This window comes from Arthrobacter sp. Leaf69, assembly GCF_001422645.1.
Taxonomy (GTDB): Bacteria; Actinomycetota; Actinomycetes; order Actinomycetales; family Micrococcaceae; genus Arthrobacter.
Genome location: NZ_LMLR01000016.1, coordinates 17,144 through 34,816, shown reverse-complemented (window position 1 = coordinate 34,816; position 17,673 = coordinate 17,144). Strand labels below are relative to the sequence as shown.

Sequence of the window (17,673 nt, the reverse complement as noted above, 5' to 3'; positions counted from 1 at the left end):
GCCGCTTGCTCGGTTAGGAAATCGCCTCTGGCATGGACCGCGCGCCAGTATCGGCGTTGACGGATTCGGTGTGGAGCTAGTGCTGCGGATGATCCGCCGGCTTCCGCGTCACAGTCCAAAAACGGCACGAAGTCGCTCTAGGCGTCTCCGGCAGCCGAGTTATCGCCGGGTACTGTTGGCGCCATTGGGTCGAGAATTCCACGAATCGTTCCTTGGCCGCGGATTCGGACGGTGCAGCATTGGCCGGCCGCGGGACCATGGGACATTTCGTCCCTGTACTGCCAGGCCGCATACCGGATGGAGTTCCGGATCGGATTCGGTTCTGGACCGCGGTCAGCTCCCACCCGGTGTTGATGGCCGCGGCGGGCCCTCGAGTCCGTCGCAGGCCGTGTTGCAGACGTCTTCCACGCCGCATTGTTGATCTTGGTCGGCCGGTTGAACGGATTGTCCGGTTCGACGAGATCGATTCCCTGCTCTTGGCCTGGACTAGGAGCTGCCGCAGTAACTCTTGCTGATGCACTTCAGTCGGCATGGGCTCGTTCAGCTCATGATTAGTCCACCCAGCCAGGCGCCGCCCGGTGTGGCAGCCAACCCCGAATCCACCGTTTCAGAAACTCCTGCCAAGCGTCCCACTGTCCGCGATCACGCGCATGGATTTATTACTTGCCGCGACTTGCCGCGGCAATCTTCGGCAAGTAGGATCTGAGTGTTCGTATGTGATGCACCTGAGTGCGTGATGAAGAGAATGGATGGAATGGATATGAACGCTGTAGATGAGACGGGGCAGATGCCTGGCTGGCGTGAAGCAAAGGGCACTCGCGTGCGAGTTGCCCTGTGGCTTGCCACTGAAGTCGGAGAGGGTGGAACTTTCAAGAAGCAGCAGCTCCGGGACGCGATGCCTGGCGTCGAGCAGATCGACCGGCGCATGAGGGACCTTCGTCCTGCCGGGTGGAAGATTTCGACGTACCGTGACCGGGCCGCCCTCGGAGCTGACGAATTGATGCTTGAAAAAATCGGCCTCCCTGTATGGGAAAAGGAGCATCGGGCAGCCGGATTGCGGGCGATTTCGGCAAGGACGCGCCAGGAGGTTATGAACCGGGACTTTCACCGTTGCGTGCGCTGCGGAATCTTGGCCGGGGAGGCCTATCCGGATGACCCCAGTTCAACGGCCCGACTCACTTTGGGTCATGTCCATCCCCATAAGCACGGTTCAGGTTCGACGCCGTCCGACCTTGTGACTGAATGCGCTCGGTGCAATGAAAGCGTTCAGCATTTCACGGAAAGTAGGCTTTCATTTGAACAGGTTTGGGACCGCGTGCAGGCCCTGACCGGTCGGGACAAGAACCTTGTGCTCCGATGGATCGTCAAAGGCCATCGCGATGCATCTCCGGCCGAGCGGGCAGTGGGGCTGATTAACCAACTGTCGGCTGTTGATCGGGATGCAGTGAAAGCCCGCCTGGTTGATTTCGTCGGTGGCCCAGTGGACGGTGCACATGTCGAGTTGCCTGAGGATGGCATTGCCGACGGCGGCTCGGGCGAGGAGCTTCCTGGCGGCGCGTCTTAGGAATGACTCGGTTCGTCTCGGCCCTGTCCCGGTGGCGTAAAGCACGCCGGGGCGGGGCGCCTGTTAGATCAACTTCCCCGGACCTTCGGATGCCAGCACGTCGTCAGGCATAAGTGATCCCGTTGACCGCGGACACCTCCTGCGTCGGGGACGCCGCGCATCTACTGCCCATGCCAATCCCCAGAGCCTTCCGCCAGTAGTCGGGATACCGATCGGGCGGGGCTGAATTGGTCCGGCGGGGCGTACCGCATGTGCTTAGATGGGCGAAAGTGAATTGAGAGAAGGAATGCCGACGGATGTCGACTGAAGAAAAGCTCGGGGCCGATCCGGTCACCCTCAATGTCCGACTCGGGGATGATGTGCAGCTCTACTGTCCACTGTTCCAGCGCCCCTACGTATGGGGGAAGGCCCAGATCGATCGACTCTGGGACGATATCGACACGGTCCGTGATGAAACCTATCCCCGGCGATTCCTTGGCGCTCTTGTTTTCAATGAAGACCTGCCTGCCACTGCCACCCAGGCCGGACGTTACTGGATCATTGATGGCCAGCAGCGCCTGACGACGATGGTGCTCACACTGGTGGCGCTGGCAGCGCATGCACAACATTTCGGCGATGCTGGTAAAGAAATCGCCCAAGACATATTTGAGCAGTACCTGGTTAGCCGAAAGAAAAACAGCAAGAATCAGCCGAAGCTCTGCCCGACGTTGACGGATACACGTCAGTTTCACGACATCATGCGCTCGGCCTTTGGGTACGAGTTTGATCTGGAAATCGATATGTCCCGAGAGGCCGGGGATCCCGACGGCGACATGACCCGGGCGTACCAGATAATTCTCAAGCACATCGTCAAACGGACCTCTAAACCCCAGGATGACGTAGAACTGAATAACGATGAAGCAGTGACGAACATAGAAAGTCTTCGAGACGTGCTGCTGGAGTGCCTGGAATTTGTCGAGATCCGCCTGGGATCGAGCCACGACCCCAATGAAGTGTTCGACCGCCTCAACAACGAAGGGGTGAAGCTGGGTATTATCGACCTTGTCCGAAACGACATACTGAAGCGATTGGACAAGGATGGCAAGCAGGCCCTCAAGCTCTACCAGAATGAATGGAAGCCCTTTGAAGAGGCCTTCTCGGACAGCGCTGCGAAGACCGGGTACTTCTTTCCCTTTGCACTGACGGTCGATTCGACTGTTACAAAGGCCTCCACCTTTAGCGCACTGTCGCGGCGATGGGCAGAGACATTAGAAGACAAAAACCTAGATGCACGCGGTGAGCTCCTGGAGCTCATGAGCGACCTCCGCTCACATCAGGCTTCTTATAACGCGATCCACTCGGGTCGGCTTGACCAGGTTGAGTCCGAGCTGACGGAGTATGTGCGTCGCCTCGTCGACTTGAACCGACCCGGTTCGACGTACCCGTACATAATGCAACTGCTCACCAGCGCTAGTAGCGGCGAGTGCAGTACTTCTGCCGCGATTGAGTGTCTCCGTATTATGGAATCCTTCCTGGTCCGTCGGGGGTTGCAGGGCATCGAGCCGACTGGTCTCCACGCAATTTTCAAGAAGCTTTGGAAGGAAGCCGGCTCCGATCCCGCGGCAGTCAGAAGGAAGATCGTTTCGTCGACGGTCGTGTTTCCCGACGACTCGTCGGTCGCTCAGGCGATTGCCTATGGAGACCTGTACCACCGAAAAATCAAGAAATACGTCATGCTTGAATATGAGCGCGACTTCACCAGCGGGGACGTCCTTGAAACTTTTCCTCCAACGACGGTGGATCACCTCATGCCCCAGAATCACACTGATGACTGGAAGAGGGAAGTCTCCGCCGAGGACCACAAGAGACTGCTTAACACCTGGGGTAATCTCGTTCCACTATCTCCGGACGCCAACTCCACGAAGGGCTGCAAATCATGGAGCGAAGCCCGCAGGTTGCTTCAGTCCGAATCCGTCTTCTCCACCACAAAGCAGGTCTACATGCATCATGAAAGCTGGAACGCGGACCACATTCAACGCCGTTCCAAGAAAATTGAAGCTTGGGCGCTCGAACGCTGGCCATATTTCGGGGGATATCTCGGCGAGCAGTAGCCTTCACTTGGAAAGCTGCTCGCGGCGCGAGATCGCGGCGATCACCCGGGTCGAGAAACGACGGTTACGTAGGGGTCTCGCGACACTAATGCCCTGACACGGCATTACCCCGAGAACCCCACCCGTCGCTGCGCGCCGCCTCGATGTAGGCGTCCGTTAGCAGCTTCAGCCGCTGGCAGATCTCGGCTTCCACCAGCTGCAGGTCTCCGGGGACGCCGATGACGGCGAGTACGCCGTCGTCGGTTTCCTCGAATCGTAGCCAGCAGGTATTCGGTGATTTGCCGCCGCGCTGCCCGGCGCCCACCACCAGCACCGCAAAGTCCTGCAGCTGCTGCGCGCTGCGGAACTCGTGGCTACGGAGCTTGGCACAGGCCCGACAGGCCGTCCCGCGGGAGCAGGGATGCGCGGGCGCCGGAAGTTGCCGTTGGCCACGACCACGTTCTCTGCTATGACGTGCCCACGCGGCGATCCGCTGAGAATAGTCGCGGAACAGGTCAATGACGGTGTCGCGGGGAAGGAGGGCATCCGGCTCGGGACGGTCATATGTCAGCCCGGCAGCATGAACGAAAAGTTGGGCGTGTCCAAGAATGCGTCGCACCGGTCCTGCCCCCGCCCAGGGCATCTCGCCGCTCCAGCACCTGGTGCTCCACGCCGTGCTGGGCGAGCCAGGTGGTTGCTTGGAGGATTGATGGAATTGCTTCGCACCGAAGCCGCCCTGGCTGCTCGGCTCCCTAAGCGCAGAACGCCCCGATCCCCCAATAGTGCGGGACAATGAAAGTCCCGACCACGAAAGTGGGTCACGTTGATTAGTCCAGCAGGATGCCGACGGCTTCACCCGGCTGACTCCATGCCACTAAACGGGGCGGGCGGCGCCGGCCATCTCGATCCGCTGCTGTATCCGTGGGACCCGCCCGTGGCCTCGGGCGTCATGGACGGCAATGAATTCCGGCCCCTTGAGCCTTCAGCCGGACTGGACGAAGCCCTCGCACAGGCCGGCGCGGCACCGCTGGAAACCCGTTCCCTGGTGGTCTCCATCGGTTCGAATTCAAGCGCCGACGTGATGCGGCGGAAATTCGCCAACTACCGCCAGCCTGTCAGCGCGGTCCTGCCGCTGGTCCGGGGGCAGCTCCACAACATCGCCGTTGGCCACTCCGCCCACGTGAGCAAGGCCGGTTACATCGCCGCCGCCCCGTATCCGCTGATGGGGGAGTGCATAGCGGTCTGGCTTTCGTGGCTGGACGATGTCCAACTGATGGCCCTCGACGAGACGGAGCCCAACTACCGGCGGATCCAGCTCGACGGCGAAGCCTGCCCGCTCGAGGCGGACCACGGGGAACCTCCGGAGGAGTTTTCGCTGTTCACCTCGCGCTGGGGCGTGCTGACCGACGGCGACGGCGGGAAGCTTCCCTTCCTCGACCAGCCTGCCCTCTTCGGGCTCCTTGCCGGCAGCGGCACCGGGGACCTCCTGGAGGAGGGGAAGTCCGTGTTCGACGGACCGCCGGAGCTTGTTGCCGAGCAACTCGCCGCACCCTCGGTCCAGGCCTGGGCCAGGGAATGGTTCAGCGCGGCCGGCCTCGCCGCGCCAGTGGACTTCGACAGGCCTTGCGCTCTGAGTAGCCACCCCTGCGGAACGCCGCCTTCACCGGGCGGCGATGTCCTTGCCGATGTTCCCGGCGATGTGTTGGGCAATGTATTCCGCATCGCGGCCCCCTCCGGCCACGATGGACGAGCCGTGCCCGGTCAGCCACGGCAACCCGACGGCGTACAGGCCCGGGTGTTCGGTGACGCCGCGGTGGTGCCGGGGGTAGTTCCATTCGTCCAGCACCGGGATGTCCAGGATGCTGAAGTCCAGCCGGTAGCCCGTGGCCCAGAGGACCGAGGTGACGTTGGCGGCCTCGAGGTTCAGCCGCGCAGGCTCCGACGGAAGCCAGCGGTCCTGGCGCGGCGGCGCAGGCTCCGGTGCCGGCATCCCGGTTGCGGCAATATAGCTGTCGAACATCGGTTTCATCCGCTGGTAGAACGCCGCCTCCACCAGGGCCAGGCGTTCCGGAAGGTCATCGCTGAAGACGAGGCCGCCGTCGTCGGCTGCTTCCAAATGGCCGTGCAGCCGGACGCCGCGGCGTCCGAGGTCCCGCAGGTGGATGTCGTGGCCGCCGTCGGCGCCGGACACCAGCGGGTTGCAGACGAACCTCGCCGCGGGGGAGGGCAGCTGCCCCACGGTGAGGCCGTTCAGTCCGTAGTCGGGGCCGAATTGTGCAAGCTGCATCATCAAATAGAGGAGGTCCTGGCCGCGGTACCGGCGCGGTGCTTCCGGGCACGTGGACACCGCCAGGTGGATTTCGCGGCCGACGCCGAGCAGTTCCTCGGCGATCTGGCCGCCGGACTGGCCGGTGCCGACGATGAGCACGGCACCGTCGGGCAGTTGGCCCGGGTTGCGGTAGCTGTCGGTGTGAAGTTGCAGGATGTGGCTGGGCAGTTGCGCCGACAGCGCGGGGATTTTCGGCGTCTGGTAACCGCCGGTAGCGAGCACCACGTTCCGGGCCCGCCAGCTGCCCCGGGTTGTGGCCACGTTGAAGCCGCCGCCCTCCGCGGGCGCGACACGCGTGACATCCGCACCCGTCCGGACAGGAGCGCCGATGCTGAGTCACGGTTGATGCGGACTAACGCTTCCCGGCAAGCCAAAGGCAGGGCGGCTGTCAGAGCCGTCCTGCCTTTGGTGCGTACGGGGTTTACCTGCGCCCGTCTATCGGGTTTCCTGTTGCGTTGGAGTGCAGGGTTGTCCCGTGCGCTTGCCGGAGTCGGTCCGGCAGTCCTACGTGCCTGCGCGGGCCCCGGGATTCGGGCGTCCCTCCTACATAATCCCGGTCGGCACCAGCAGAACCCAGGCCAGCGCGGGAGCCACGAGAACGACTCCGCCGGCGTACATCATGAGTTGGCGGTAGACGCGCTGGCGGTCGTTGTCGCGGGCGTTGGCCACCACCAGGGCGCCGTCGGTGGAGAAGGGGGAGACGTCCACCACTGTGGCCGCGATGGCGAGGGCCGCGACCGTGCCGGAGGCGCTCAGCGAGCTGGTGGCCAGCAGCGGGCCGGCCATCGGGATGAACGCGGTGAGCAGCGCCGTCGAGGACGCGAAGGCGGAGCCGACGCCGATGACGTAGCAGAGGACCAGGGCGATCAGCAGCGGCGCTCCCAGGGCCAGGGCCATCTCGGCGAGGGTGTCGATGACGCCCACGTGCTGGAGCAGGGAGACGTAGGTGATCATGCCGGCCACCAGCAGGACGGTGGACCAGGACACGCCCCCGATGAACGTTTTGTGTTCCTTGATGTTGACGAACGCCAGCAGCAGGCCGGCGGAGAGGGCCACGAAGCCGATCGGCATGTGGAAGCCCAGGGTGCACACCAGGATCGCGGCGATCAAAAACAGGGTGAAGATCTGCTGGCCCCCGGGGCGGCCGGTGCGGGCCGTGTCCAGGCCGGTGTACTCGTTGCCGTGCTTGTCGCGCAGCTTGCCCAGCAGGGCGAACAGCACGATGGTCAGCGCGGAGAGGATGAAGTTCAGGGCGAAGCTGGCCAGGAAGAGCCCGCCCTGTGAGATGGGGAAGCCGTTCTTCAGGGCGATGTCGTGCACCAGCACACCGGCGACGGACAGCGGGGAGAAGCCGCCGGCGTGGGCTCCGTTGATGACGAAGGCGCCCATCAGGACCGGGTGGATGCGTGACTCGTACGCCAGGCCCAGGGCCGCCGGCGCCAGCAGCGCCACCGCCGCGGGGGAGAAGGTGCCCAGCGCCGTCAGCGCCGCGGCCAACAGGAAGAACACCCAGGGGAGCAGCATGGTCTTGCCCCGCACCAGCCGCACGCAGGTCTGGACGATGATGTCGATGGACCCGTTCCGCTGCGCCATGCTGAAGAAGTACGTCACGCCGATGATCGTCAGGACGATGCTGGCCGGGAAGTCCGCCAGGATCTCCTTGTCGCTCATGCCCAGGATGAAGTAGCCGACGCCGAAGGACGCCACCAGCCCCATGACGCCGATGTTCAGCGGCCATTTCGTGGCGACGACGAACATCACCACAAGGATGACGAGCGGAATGATCTGGGTGGCGGTCATGGTCGGCTCCGATTCAGAGGCGGCCGCGGGGTTAAAGAGGACACCTCCAAACAGGAGGGCCGCCAGACCCAGCATAGTAAGGGCGGCTACCGCCACCAGCAGGACACGGCGGCGGCGGTCGGGCCGCCGGGAGGGCTCGACGCGCGTGCCGCCGGGGGCGGCCTGTACGGCAGTCTGTTCCGTGGGCTGTTCTGCAGTCTTTTCTGCGATGTTAGTCATGATGCTGTCTCCTCATTGAGTAGCGCTGGCAAAGGCGGCGTCGACGGCGGTGCCGAGGGCCTCGGGAAGGTGGATGGTGGTGGTGGCGATGGTGCGGGCGGTGCGGTCGACGCCGACCAGCAGTTGCCCGTCCCGTTCCTCGATCCAGGTTTCGATGACCCCGGCCGGGGTGCGCAGCCGCAGGGTGGGGCCGGCGGTGCCGCCGGTGATGTCGCCCAGCAGCGTGCCCGGGGTGCGGGCCGCGAGGGTCAGGGCGATGCTGCCGGTGATGGCCAGGGCCGGGTGCGGCTTGCCCATTGACAGCATGACGACGGCGACGTCGCTGCCGGCGTCCGACGGCGCCGGCGCGGCGACGACGGCGACCTTGGGGACGGCGCGGGCGGCTTCGCCGGGAGTCGCTGCGAGCCCCATCCGCACCGCTGCCTGGCGCCGGATGTGTTCCAGGGTGTCAAGCTGCAGTTCCAGCCCGGCGGGCCAGCTGCCGTAGCGCTCCGGGTCCAGGCCCAGGTCCTCGGCGCGCAGCATGACGACGGGAGCTCCGGCGTCGACCATGGAAACGGTCCAGCGCGTCCCCCCGGCGACGATGGTATCGGTCGCCGATCCGGTGGGAAGCAACCGGCCGGTGGTCTTGCCGGCCGGGTCCAGGAAGCCGAGCCCCACCCGGTAGCCCGGGAACGGGACGCCGGGCATCTGGGCCTGCGGGACGATCGGCAAGGCGCCGGCCGGCGTCGCGACCCGCTGGATGATGACCTGTCCGGTGTTGGTGTTGCGGGTGACGATCCGGGTGACGTCGCCGGTGGGGACCACCCAGCCCTTTTCGATGGCGTACAGGCCCACCACTGCCGAGCAGTTGCCGCAGTTGCTGCCCCAGTCCACGGTGGCCTCTTCGATGCCCACCTGGGCGAAGGTGAATTCGACGTCGACGCCGGCATCGGCGGGGCGGTGGAGGATCATCGCCTTGCTGGTGGTGGAGGTGGCCCCGCCGACGCCGTCGATCTGCCGGTGGTCGGGGCTGCCGAACAGGCGGGGCAGCAGGACGTCCGGGCTGGTCCCGGTTTCCCCCAGCTGGCCGGTTTCGAAAACCCAGCATTTGCTGGTGCCTCCGCGCATCCACTCCGCTTCGATCTTCATGGTCTGTTCCTTGCTTCGGTTCTGCCCCGAGGTGTTCAAGGGCTTGATTCGAGATTGATCCAGATCACAAATGAAGACAAGGTTGGATTTCTGCAAAGGAGTGTAGCGATGCTTCATTCACCGTCGCTGAAGCTCACGCGATACCGCCTAGGGAAGTGCCGCCGTCGCAAATTGCTCACTTCACCCCGCGAACGGGAGGGTGACTGTATAGAATTAACGAATCCAACAGAAGGGCAAAGTGTTGCTTAACGATCCTGACCAAGAATTGTTCGACATTCGGCGCCTCGCCCTGCTGGTGGAGGTGGTGGAGCAGGGATCCATCACCGCCGCGGCCGAGCTGATGATGTACACGCCCTCCGCCGTTTCGCAGCAGCTGCGGAAACTTGAGCAGGAGGTGGGGCAGCCGCTGCTGAACCGGCGCTCCCGCGGGGTGGTGCCCACGGAGGCAGGCCAGGTGCTGGCCGGGCACGCGCGCAAAGTCATCGGACAGATGCGCGCCGCCCAGTCCGACCTGGGCCAGATCGCCGGCCTCAAACGCGGCTCCCTGACCGTCGGGACGTTTCCGACGCTGGCCGGCTCGTTCCTGCCGGTTGTCATCCGGGCCTTCAAGAAGCGGTACCCGGCCATCGGCCTGTCCGTCCGCAGCGCGCGCTTCGATGACCTGGTGAGCGACCTGCAGTCCGGAGTGACCGGCCTGTGCCTGCTCTGGGACTACCCCTGGAACCGCTTTCATGACGATTCCATCCGGATCACGGAGGTGTTCCAGGAAAGCACGGTGCTGCTGGTGTCCCGCAGCCATCCGCTGGCCGACCGCGACGAGATCCGGATGGAGGAGCTACGCAAAGAGTCGTGGATTGTGCGGGCCGAGGCGCACCCCGTGGTCGAAGTGCTGCAGCGCTCCGCCCACGAGGCCGGCTTCGAGCCGACCATCGGCTTCCTGGCCAACGACTACCAGGAAGCGCAGGCGATGGTGAGCGTGGGGATGGGCGTGGCCATGGTGCCGAAGACGGCCGTGGCCCTGCAGCACCCGGACGTCCGCGTCATCAGTCTCGGCTCCGCCGCGCCCCTGCGGCGCGTCCTCCTGGCCCAACGCCAGGACAAGGTCTACGCCCCGGCAGAGGTCGCCTTCCATTCCACGCTGCTCGAAATCGCCCGCGAACGGGCCGGAGACTACCTGTAACGACGGCGACGGCGGCCCGGTCACCGCCCTGCGATGTGCTCGGCCACGAACTCCGCATCGTCGCCCACCACGGACAGCGTGGCCGACAGGTGCTTCGTGAGCCAGGGGAGGCCCACGGCGTAAAGACCCGGGACTTCGGTGACGCCGCGGCTGTGCCGCGGGTAGTTCCACTGGTCCAGCACCGGGATGTCGAGGAAACCGAAGTCGAGGCCATAGCCGGTGCACCAGATGACCGAGGTCACGCCCTCGGCGGCCAGGTTCAAGCGCGCCCCGGAGCCTGCAGGCAGCCAGTCGTCCGTGGGCGTGGGCGTGGGCTCTGCGGGTGGGGCGTCGATGCCTGCCGCGGCGATGTAGGCGTCGGCCATCCGCCCCAGCCGCTCGCGGAACCCCGCCTCCACCAGGGCGAGGCGTGCGGGGAGGTCGTCGCTGAAGACGAGGGCGCCGTCGTCCGTCCCCTCAAACCGGCCGTGCAGCCGGACACCGCGGCGGCCGAGGTCGCGGAGGTGGATGCTGTGGCCGCCGCCGTTGCCGGAGATCAACGGGTTGCACATGAAGCGCGCGGCCGGTGAGGGCAGCTGGTCCGCCTGGAGGCCGTTGATGCCGACCCCGGGGCCGTGGAGGTTGACCTGCAGGATCCAGTAGAAAATATCCTGGCCGCGGTACCGCCGCGGAGCCTCGGGGCAGGTGGAGACGGCCAGATGGACCTCCCGGCCGGCGTCGAGCAGGTCCTCGGTGATCTGGCCACCGGACTGCCCGGTGCCCACCACCAGCACGGCGCCGTCGGGAAGCTGCCGCGCGTTGCGGTAGTCGTGGCTGTGCAGCTGGCGGATGTGCCGGGGGAGGATGGCGGCCGACGCCGGAATCCGCGGCCGCTGGAAGGCGCCGTTCGCGAGGACCACATTGCGTGCGTGCCAGCGGCCCTGATTGGTCTCGACCGCGAAGCGGCCGTCGACGACGCCGGCCCGGGTCACCTCCGTGCCGAGCCGGACCGGCGCGTTGATCCGCGCAGCGTAGTCACGGAAGAGGCCGATCACCTCGTCCCGGGGGAGGAAGGCCTCCGGCTCGGGTCCGTCGTAGCTCAGCTCCGGCAACAGGAACGAGAAGTTCGGGGTGTTCAGGTAAAACGAGTCCCAGCGGTCCTGCCAGGCGCCGCCCAGTTCCGGCCGCTGCTCCAGTAATTGATGTTCGACGCCGTGCCGGCTCAGCCAGTAGCTCGTCGCCAGGCCGGCCTGGCCAGCGCCGACCACCAGGGTATCGACCTCGTGGACTGGGCCTGCGCCGGGGGAGGGCATGGCTACTTCTTAGAAGCCTTCGGGGCCTTTGGCGGCAGCCCGGCCACGTGCTCGAATGCTCTCTCCACCCAGGCCTTGGCCCGCGCCTCATCGCCGTCGCCCTCGGCATTCCAGATCTCCGGCAATCCGGTGTAACCGCCCATGGGGCGCTCGGCCGGCCCGAACGGAACGGTCCGCTCGGTACTTTCGAGCGTTTCCTTGTCCGCTTCGCCCAGCTTCACACCGATGGTGGGGCCGAACAGGCCGGCGAACATGTTGCCGTTCACGAACGCCCCGAGGTTTCCGAACATCGGTTTAACCACCACCTCGGGACGGTCGGGCAGCACCGAGCGGAAGTGCTCCTTGTCGGCGTCGGACGCTTTTGGCATTTCCATGGGTCTTCCCCCGATAACTGTGGGTCACGGACAGGTCTTCCTGCAGGATATGCCCGCGGCTGAGCACGGTATAGCCGCGCTCGTACTGCGCGCAGCCGGCGGACGACATGGCCAGCGACCCCGGCGTCCCGTCGGATGAACGTTTGTGCAATCGCGGCTGACGATTTACCCAGACCTCCCTCCGGCAACAATGACCTACTGACCAGTAACTTTGATGCGCGGGGGAGCGGCACTTCAGGACGGGACAGGGTCAACCCGCGGAGCCGGTTTTCGTGCACATCCGTGCAAATCCATAGCCGCACCGGGCTCCGGGCTGCCTACGTTGGAGTATCCGGGCAACCCTGGCTGACCTGCAGCACAGGCATTACTGCTGGCCCGCAGCCCGCTGACACACGAACAAAGAGGTTTCTATGTCACTGCTCACCAAAGTCCTGTCCACCGCCGCCGTTGCCTTCCTGGCCGGGTCCCTGGCCGCGGCTCCCGCCCATGCGGGAACTGTTGAGCTGTCCCCGCCGGGTGCCAATGACTGGTCCTGCAAACCCAGCGCTGAACATCCGTATCCGGTCATCCTGGTGCCTGGAACCTTTGAGAGCATGGACAAGAACTGGTCCACCCTCTCGCCGTACCTCAAGAGCGCCGGGTACTGCGTCTTCGCCCTCAACTACGGCGAGACCAACGGCGTATATGCCACGGCGCCGGTCGCGGACTCGGCGCAGCAACTCGCGCCGTTCGTGGATAAGGTGCGTTCCGCCACCGGCGCCAAGCAGGTGGATCTGGTGGGCCACAGCCAGGGCGGCATGATGCCCCGCTACTACATGGGCTTTCTGGGCGGCGCCAAGAATGTCCATCAGCTCATCGGGATCGCACCCTCCAACCACGGCACGGAAGGTGTGATCGTCCCGCAGCCGGGCGCTGTCCCGGATCCCGACTACACCGGCCTGGGGTGTGCCGCCTGCGCGGATCAGCAGGTGGGGTCGGCTTTTATGCAGAAGCTCAACGCCATCGGCGATACGGTTGCGGGACCCTCCTATACCGTCATCTCCACGGTGCACGACGAAGTGGTCATTCCCTACAACAGCCAGTTCCTCAACGGGACGGCGCGGCAGGTCACCAACATCACCATCCAGGACAAATGCCCGGCCGACGCCTTCGAACATGACCAGACGCCGAACGACCCCGTGGTGCACCAGATTGTGGCCCATGCACTGGGCAAGGTGTCGGGACCCGCTGATCCGGCCTACCAGCCCACATGCATCTAGCAGTGCGTGGCGGGAGGCCCGGGGACAGAAGGGCTCTCCGCGAACCGCGGCCGACGGCGTGGCAGAGTTGGGAGTCAGCGGCGCCAATGCGGTCCTCGGCCCCCGCAGCCCCGCGGACTACGATCGCGGTATGGGGACGACAGAGGACTTGTTCGAAGGACCGCCCGCCGGGTTGCCCGCGCCCACGTCACGCGGCACCGCGCTGTACCGGGAAGGGCCGGGCCCCGCAGTGGTCCGGCATGTGGGAGGCTACGCCGCGTTCGTTGACTTCTGCGCGGCGCAGGGCGTGCGGGCCGACGAACTGGCCGCCGACCCCGAACTGCTGATCTGGTTCCTGCGCACGGCCGACTCCCAGATCGCGGAGGACAGCAGGCTCAGCGCGGCCGCAACCGTCTTCGCCGGGAACACCCTTGCCCGGCTGCGGCCGGACGCGCAGTGGACCGCCTACGAAGGGGCCCCACCCACGGTGGGAAACCGGGCGAAGCAGTTCGAGGTCGACCGCCTGCTGGAGGGTCTGCGCAGCGCGGACGACGCTGCGGTCCGCGGGCTGATTTCCTTGCTGTCGGACTGGGCCCAGGAAGAGCCGGATGAGCCCGCGGCAATGCCGCCCCGCCCGGTACCCGCTGCGACGGGGCAACCCCGCTATGTCCGGCCGCCCCTCCCGGCCGTCACCTACTACTCCGCTCAGGGGGAGCCCATTCCCTACGGCCGGAAATGGGGCGCCGACGGGCCCGACCCGGATTCCTACAGCGTGGACAGCCACCCGGAGCGCTTCGCCGGACTTCACGTCGTCGCACGTGCGCTGATCGAACGTCTGGCGGCGGTGTACGACGTCGACGTCCAGGACGATCCGGCCCTCGCCGGGGAACTACTGATGGAGCCGAAAGCGGTGCTGCAGGCGGTCAAGATCACTCCTCGGGATGCCGGGGCGGCAGCCCTGACGTTTGTGCTGACCGGGTACCCGGGGGTCATGGTCCACGCCGGGGTGCTGCACGACTTCCCGTTTCCCGTGTGCGGCTGCGATGCCTGCGACGAGACGGCGGAGACGGTGGCGGACCGGCTGGAAATGCTTGCGCTCTCGGTCGCGGCCGGCGGCTACAGCGAACGCTACCCGGTGGGCCGCAAGCGGTGGAGCGAATATGCCCTGACCGCGTTCGACGGCTCCGGCTCGGAAAGCGGACAAGGCGAACCCGGCCCGGCAGCGGCCGTCCGGCTCCATGACGCTGAGGTCAGGCTGCGGGAGGTGTCCGGCGTGTGGAGTGCCTGGCCGCTGCGCCGGAGCTGACGCCGGAAGCCCTTATTCGGGCCGATCAGAATTTGGTGCGATGAACCTTCAGTCCTGGCCACCAGCGTAAGGGGAGTTGCTGCCCGGGGACAGGACGTTGAGTCCGGCTTCCACTGCCGCGGTGAGCAGTTCGGCGTCGTAGGCAACCAGAACGTCGGACTGCAGCCGGATGGCCGACGCGAGATGGATGGCATCAACGCTCCGCAAACCGCCGGGGAGGGCGGCCGCGTACATCAGGTCCGAACGCGCCAGATCCACCAGATTGAGTCCACCGAGCACGGAATTGACCAGCCCGCCGGGTAGACCGCGCCGGTGGGCGGCGCAATGAAGCTCCGTGTAGAGCAACATGGACGCCACCAGCTTGTCACCGCGGGCCGCCGCCGTTGAAAGATACGTGGCGGCGGCGGTTGATTCCTTCTCCTCCACCACGAGTTTGAGGGCAGCAGAGGTGTCCACGTAGATGATCAACGGTCCCCGCGAAGGTCCGCCAGGATGTCCGCCGTGCCCGCGGCCTGACGGACGCGCGGCATTGCCTGAAAGTCAATGACGCCGGCCGCTGGCCGGACCTGCCCTGCCAGCAAGAGCCGCTCGAAGGGGGAGGCGGACGGAGGGATCAGGGTGGCGGTGATTTCGCCGTTGTTCGTGACATCGATGGTTTCGCCGTTCTTCACGCGCTCAAGAATCTTGCTGCTCTGGTTGCGCAGTTCGCGGTGCGGAATGGTCGTCATGGCTGCCTCCGTAGCAATCGTAGCAATGACGGAGTCAGGCGGGAAGGGTCCGGGCTGCAATGTAACGAACTGGTAACATAAGGTGAATGCGCTCTAAGTCTGCTCATTCAAGAGTCACGCAGCTGGACGGCCTCAGGGGGCTCGCCGCCCTGGTGGTTGTCGCCTGCCACGTCATGTCGACGCTCCCCGGAATCGGGAGCGCAGTCAGCCACGACCGCTCCGCGGAACTCACTACCACGGAGGCATGGGCAGTCTTCTCCCCGCTGCATGTCCTCTGGAACGGCACTCCTGCGGTCCACGTGTTCTTTGTGCTTTCCGGCTTCGTCCTGGTCCTGCCGTTCACCAGGCCGGGGGCGGCGAGGAGCTGGGCCCAGTACTACGCCAAGCGCTTTTTCCGCCTGTACTTACCGGCGTGGGCGTCCCTGGCGGTGGCCGTTGCGTTGATTGCCCTCATCCCCCGGACGGCGTCGCCCCTGCAGAGCCCGTGGGCGGATATGTACGTGATCGACCCCAGCGTGGGTCAGGTCCTCAAGGACGGCCTGCTGCTGCTGAGCGCGAGTACCATCAACACCCCGCTGTGGTCGCTGAAATGGGAGGTCGCGTTTTCCCTCCTGCTCCCGATTTACGTCCTCTTCGCCCTCCGCTGGCGGCGGTTCTGGCCCGTGAAAATCGGCCTTGCACTGCTGCTGGCCGTGATTGGAGCAGTGCAGGACGTGGAGTGGCTGTCCTATCTCCCGATTTTCGCCATCGGGGCGGTCCTGGGCGTTGAATGTGAACGGATCAGTGGGCTGACGCAGTCCTGGCCCCGCATCGTCTGGTTCTTCGTGGCCGCCGCGGGCATCTTCCTGGCCAACGCGGAGTGGATCAGCTCCAAACAGCCGGTCCCCGGCGTCGAGGCCATTGTGACGGTGGGCGCGGTGCTGATCGTCCTGCTCTTCGTGTCCTGGGACCCGGCCAAGCGACTCGGCGACACGGCCGTGGCGCAATGGCTGGGACGCGTGTCCTTCAGCCTCTACCTGGTGCATCTTCCGATCATCCTGGCCGCCGTCACCCTGCTGCGATCCGTCTCGCTCCCGCTGGCGCTCGCCGTCTCTGTGGCCGCCTCGTTTGTGGCCGCCGAGCTGTTCTACCGCTACGTGGAACAGCCCGCCCACCGGCTCTCAATGGCCGCGGGGCGTGCCGTGGGGCGCCGGATGCGCAGTGACGCACCTGAGGCGCCCGCGGACACCTCGGCCACCCCGGAGCGTCCGGCCGCCCCGGCCACTCCGGAAGCCCCACCTGTCCGCGCCATGGCCGAGGCGGGCGCGGGTCACCGCAGCTAGCGCGGTTGCGTCCGCCCCGGCGTCGTTCGCCGTGCCCGTCAGGCCTGGTTAAACCTGACCATGTTGCCGGACGGGTCACGGAACGCGCAGTCCCGCGGGCCCCAGGGCTGGACGATGGGTTCCTGGAGGACCTCCGCGCCGGAGGCCCGGACCGCCTCGAACGTGGCGTCCAGATCGTCCGTGCGGAACACCAGGATGGGCAGGGCGCCCTTGACGAGCAGCTGCTGGAGGGCGTCGCCGTCGTCCTGGGAGCGGCCGGCATGCGGCTCGGACAGCACCAGCTCCAGATCCGGCTGGGCCGCGCTGCCGAGGGTGACCCAGCGCTGCCCGTCCGAGCCGACGTCGTTGCGCACTTCCAGGCCGAGCACGTCCCTGTAGAACGCGAGGGACTCGTCGAGGTCATTGACGGTGATTTGTGAGTACTGCAGTGAAATGTTCATGTCTTCCACGCTAGGGCAGCGGCTGCGGGGGCGCTTCTTCAATCCTGCTCGGCTTGCACGCCCTGCTTCCGGGGCGGCCGGGTGCGCAGCCGGGCAATGCACGGCGGCATGGCGTTCACCGCATGGTGCTCCCGCGACCGGTACTCGCTGGGCGGCATGCCCACGATCTCGGTGAACCGCGAGCTGAACGATCCCAGCGAGGTACAGCCCACCTCCATGCACGCATCCGTCACGCTGGAACCGGCCCGCAGCAGCGCCATGGCGCGTTCGATCCGCCGGGTCATGAGGTAGTTGTACGGGGTCTCGCCGTAGGCCGCTTTGAACTGGCGGGAGAAGTGCGCCGGGGACATCAGCGCACCGGCAGCCATGGTGGGCACATCCAGCGGCCGGGCGTAGTCACGGTCGATCAGGTCCCGCGCCCGGCGCAGGTGCACCAGGTTTGCCAGCTCCTGTGGTGTCATGCCGCCATTCTAGATCGGGGGGACGTCCCGCCGGGCGCCGGGATAGGGGCGGCGGGGACCCCGCCGTCGTCCCGTGAAAACCGCTTTGGTAAGCCGCCCCGCGAAACTCCTGTAGTGTTGATCCTGTTGTTGTGTTTATGCAGTTCGTAGTTCAGGCAGTACGCAAGGTTGCAAGACCTTGTTCTTCTGAAGCAGCGGTTTTGAGCACCCCACACCGGAG

16 protein-coding genes and 1 pseudogene are annotated in these 17,673 nt (G+C 65.7%); 6 read left to right on the top strand and 11 right to left on the bottom strand.

The window, feature by feature from the left end; translation table 11 throughout:
• The first annotated feature begins 754 nt into the window (after positions 1-754).
• Both ASE96_RS18970 and ASE96_RS17435 read left to right on the top strand, forming a co-directional pair.
• A complete protein-coding gene (locus ASE96_RS18970; RefSeq protein WP_235500322.1) occupies positions 755-1,564 on the top strand; it encodes an HNH endonuclease in 810 nt (269 codons plus the stop codon).
• A 296-nt stretch (positions 1,565-1,860) separates the two neighbouring features.
• On the top strand, positions 1,861-3,654 hold the full coding sequence (locus tag ASE96_RS17435; RefSeq protein WP_056433387.1) for a DUF262 domain-containing protein: 1,794 nt from the start codon (positions 1,861-1,863) through the stop codon (positions 3,652-3,654).
• An 85-nt stretch (positions 3,655-3,739) separates the two neighbouring features.
• On the opposite strand, the gene ASE96_RS19265 is transcribed toward ASE96_RS17435, so the two are convergent.
• The 5 genes and pseudogenes from ASE96_RS19265 to ASE96_RS17410 all read right to left on the bottom strand — a co-directional run bounded on the left by ASE96_RS19265 (position 3,740) and on the right by ASE96_RS17410 (position 9,112).
• Positions 3,740-4,252: a hypothetical protein gene (locus ASE96_RS19265; protein ID WP_156367655.1), complete on the bottom strand. Its 513-nt coding sequence runs from the start codon at positions 4,250-4,252 to the stop codon at positions 3,740-3,742.
• Between the two features lie 447 nt (positions 4,253-4,699).
• Positions 4,700-5,173: a hypothetical protein gene (locus ASE96_RS17425; RefSeq protein WP_056433382.1), complete on the bottom strand. Its 474-nt coding sequence runs from the start codon at positions 5,171-5,173 to the stop codon at positions 4,700-4,702.
• Positions 5,174-5,293: 120 nt separating this feature from the next.
• Positions 5,294-6,295: pseudogene (locus ASE96_RS17420) on the bottom strand (NAD(P)-binding domain-containing protein); the annotation flags it as partial.
• Between the two features lie 210 nt (positions 6,296-6,505).
• On the bottom strand, positions 6,506-7,981 hold the full coding sequence (locus ASE96_RS17415) for an SLC13 family permease (protein WP_082492830.1): 1,476 nt from the start codon (positions 7,979-7,981) through the stop codon (positions 6,506-6,508).
• A 12-nt stretch (positions 7,982-7,993) separates the two neighbouring features.
• Positions 7,994-9,112 carry a PrpF domain-containing protein gene (locus tag ASE96_RS17410; RefSeq protein ID WP_056433379.1) on the bottom strand — a complete coding sequence of 373 codons (1,119 nt, stop codon included), beginning with the start codon at positions 9,110-9,112 and terminating at the stop codon, positions 7,994-7,996.
• Positions 9,113-9,353: 241 nt separating this feature from the next.
• Here ASE96_RS17410 and ASE96_RS17405 point away from each other — a divergent pair, with 241 nt between their 5' ends.
• Positions 9,354-10,292 carry a LysR family transcriptional regulator gene (locus tag ASE96_RS17405; RefSeq protein ID WP_056433826.1) on the top strand — a complete coding sequence of 313 codons (939 nt, stop codon included), beginning with the start codon at positions 9,354-9,356 and terminating at the stop codon, positions 10,290-10,292.
• Positions 10,293-10,312: 20 nt separating this feature from the next.
• Here ASE96_RS17405 and ASE96_RS17400 read toward each other — a convergent pair whose 3' ends face one another.
• Positions 10,313-11,584, bottom strand: coding sequence for a flavin-containing monooxygenase (locus ASE96_RS17400; protein WP_056433377.1), 1,272 nt, complete (start codon positions 11,582-11,584; stop codon positions 10,313-10,315).
• Positions 11,585-11,586: 2 nt separating this feature from the next.
• Complete coding sequence (locus tag ASE96_RS17395; RefSeq protein ID WP_056433370.1) at positions 11,587-11,958, bottom strand: TfoX/Sxy family protein; 372 nt, start codon at positions 11,956-11,958, stop codon at positions 11,587-11,589.
• A gap of 410 nt (positions 11,959-12,368) precedes the next feature.
• Here ASE96_RS17395 and ASE96_RS17390 point away from each other — a divergent pair, with 410 nt between their 5' ends.
• Both ASE96_RS17390 and ASE96_RS17385 read left to right on the top strand, forming a co-directional pair.
• On the top strand, positions 12,369-13,217 hold the full coding sequence (locus ASE96_RS17390) for an esterase/lipase family protein (protein ID WP_056433367.1): 849 nt from the start codon (positions 12,369-12,371) through the stop codon (positions 13,215-13,217).
• 130 nt (positions 13,218-13,347) lie between these two features.
• Positions 13,348-14,502 (top strand): DUF6226 family protein, encoded by a 1,155-nt coding sequence (locus ASE96_RS17385; protein WP_156367654.1) that lies wholly within the window; start codon positions 13,348-13,350, stop codon positions 14,500-14,502.
• Positions 14,503-14,550: 48 nt separating this feature from the next.
• On the opposite strand, the gene ASE96_RS17380 is transcribed toward ASE96_RS17385, so the two are convergent.
• Positions 14,551-14,958 carry a type II toxin-antitoxin system VapC family toxin gene (locus ASE96_RS17380; protein WP_235500320.1) on the bottom strand — a complete coding sequence of 136 codons (408 nt, stop codon included), beginning with the start codon at positions 14,956-14,958 and terminating at the stop codon, positions 14,551-14,553.
• An 8-nt stretch (positions 14,959-14,966) separates the two neighbouring features.
• Positions 14,967-15,230, bottom strand: coding sequence for a type II toxin-antitoxin system Phd/YefM family antitoxin (locus tag ASE96_RS17375; RefSeq protein WP_056433358.1), 264 nt, complete (start codon positions 15,228-15,230; stop codon positions 14,967-14,969).
• Between the two features lie 86 nt (positions 15,231-15,316).
• Between ASE96_RS17375 and ASE96_RS17370 the strand changes: the two genes are divergently transcribed.
• On the top strand, positions 15,317-16,552 hold the full coding sequence (locus tag ASE96_RS17370; RefSeq protein WP_082492829.1) for an acyltransferase family protein: 1,236 nt from the start codon (positions 15,317-15,319) through the stop codon (positions 16,550-16,552).
• 38 nt (positions 16,553-16,590) lie between these two features.
• Here ASE96_RS17370 and ASE96_RS17365 read toward each other — a convergent pair whose 3' ends face one another.
• Entirely contained in the window at positions 16,591-16,992 is a 402-nt protein-coding gene (locus tag ASE96_RS17365; RefSeq protein WP_056433354.1) for a VOC family protein, read from the bottom strand.
• A 38-nt stretch (positions 16,993-17,030) separates the two neighbouring features.
• Positions 17,031-17,453, bottom strand: a complete 423-nt coding sequence (locus ASE96_RS17360; protein ID WP_056433349.1) for a helix-turn-helix transcriptional regulator — start codon at positions 17,451-17,453, stop codon at positions 17,031-17,033.
• Positions 17,454-17,673 lie beyond the last annotated feature (220 nt).

What these genes read in the sequence shown, in the direction of transcription:
- ASE96_RS17365 (WP_056433354.1), bottom strand. Translation starts at nt 16,992, where the DNA reads ATGAACATTTCACTGCAGTACTCACAAATCACCGTCAATGACCTCGAC.
- ASE96_RS17415 (WP_082492830.1), bottom strand. Translation starts at nt 7,981, where the DNA reads ATGACTAACATCGCAGAAAAGACTGCAGAACAGCCCACGGAACAGACT.
- ASE96_RS17370 (WP_082492829.1), top strand. Translation starts at nt 15,317, where the DNA reads ATGCGCTCTAAGTCTGCTCATTCAAGAGTCACGCAGCTGGACGGCCTC.
- ASE96_RS17395 (WP_056433370.1), bottom strand. Translation starts at nt 11,958, where the DNA reads ATGGAAATGCCAAAAGCGTCCGACGCCGACAAGGAGCACTTCCGCTCG.
- ASE96_RS17375 (WP_056433358.1), bottom strand. Translation starts at nt 15,230, where the DNA reads ATGACGACCATTCCGCACCGCGAACTGCGCAACCAGAGCAGCAAGATT.
- ASE96_RS17435 (WP_056433387.1), top strand. Translation starts at nt 1,861, where the DNA reads ATGTCGACTGAAGAAAAGCTCGGGGCCGATCCGGTCACCCTCAATGTC.
- ASE96_RS18970 (WP_235500322.1), top strand. Translation starts at nt 755, where the DNA reads ATGGATATGAACGCTGTAGATGAGACGGGGCAGATGCCTGGCTGGCGT.
- ASE96_RS17360 (WP_056433349.1), bottom strand. Translation starts at nt 17,453, where the DNA reads ATGACACCACAGGAGCTGGCAAACCTGGTGCACCTGCGCCGGGCGCGG.
- ASE96_RS17400 (WP_056433377.1), bottom strand. Translation starts at nt 11,584, where the DNA reads ATGCCCTCCCCCGGCGCAGGCCCAGTCCACGAGGTCGATACCCTGGTG.
- ASE96_RS17390 (WP_056433367.1), top strand. Translation starts at nt 12,369, where the DNA reads ATGTCACTGCTCACCAAAGTCCTGTCCACCGCCGCCGTTGCCTTCCTG.
- ASE96_RS17410 (WP_056433379.1), bottom strand. Translation starts at nt 9,112, where the DNA reads ATGAAGATCGAAGCGGAGTGGATGCGCGGAGGCACCAGCAAATGCTGG.
- ASE96_RS17385 (WP_156367654.1), top strand. Translation starts at nt 13,348, where the DNA reads ATGGGGACGACAGAGGACTTGTTCGAAGGACCGCCCGCCGGGTTGCCC.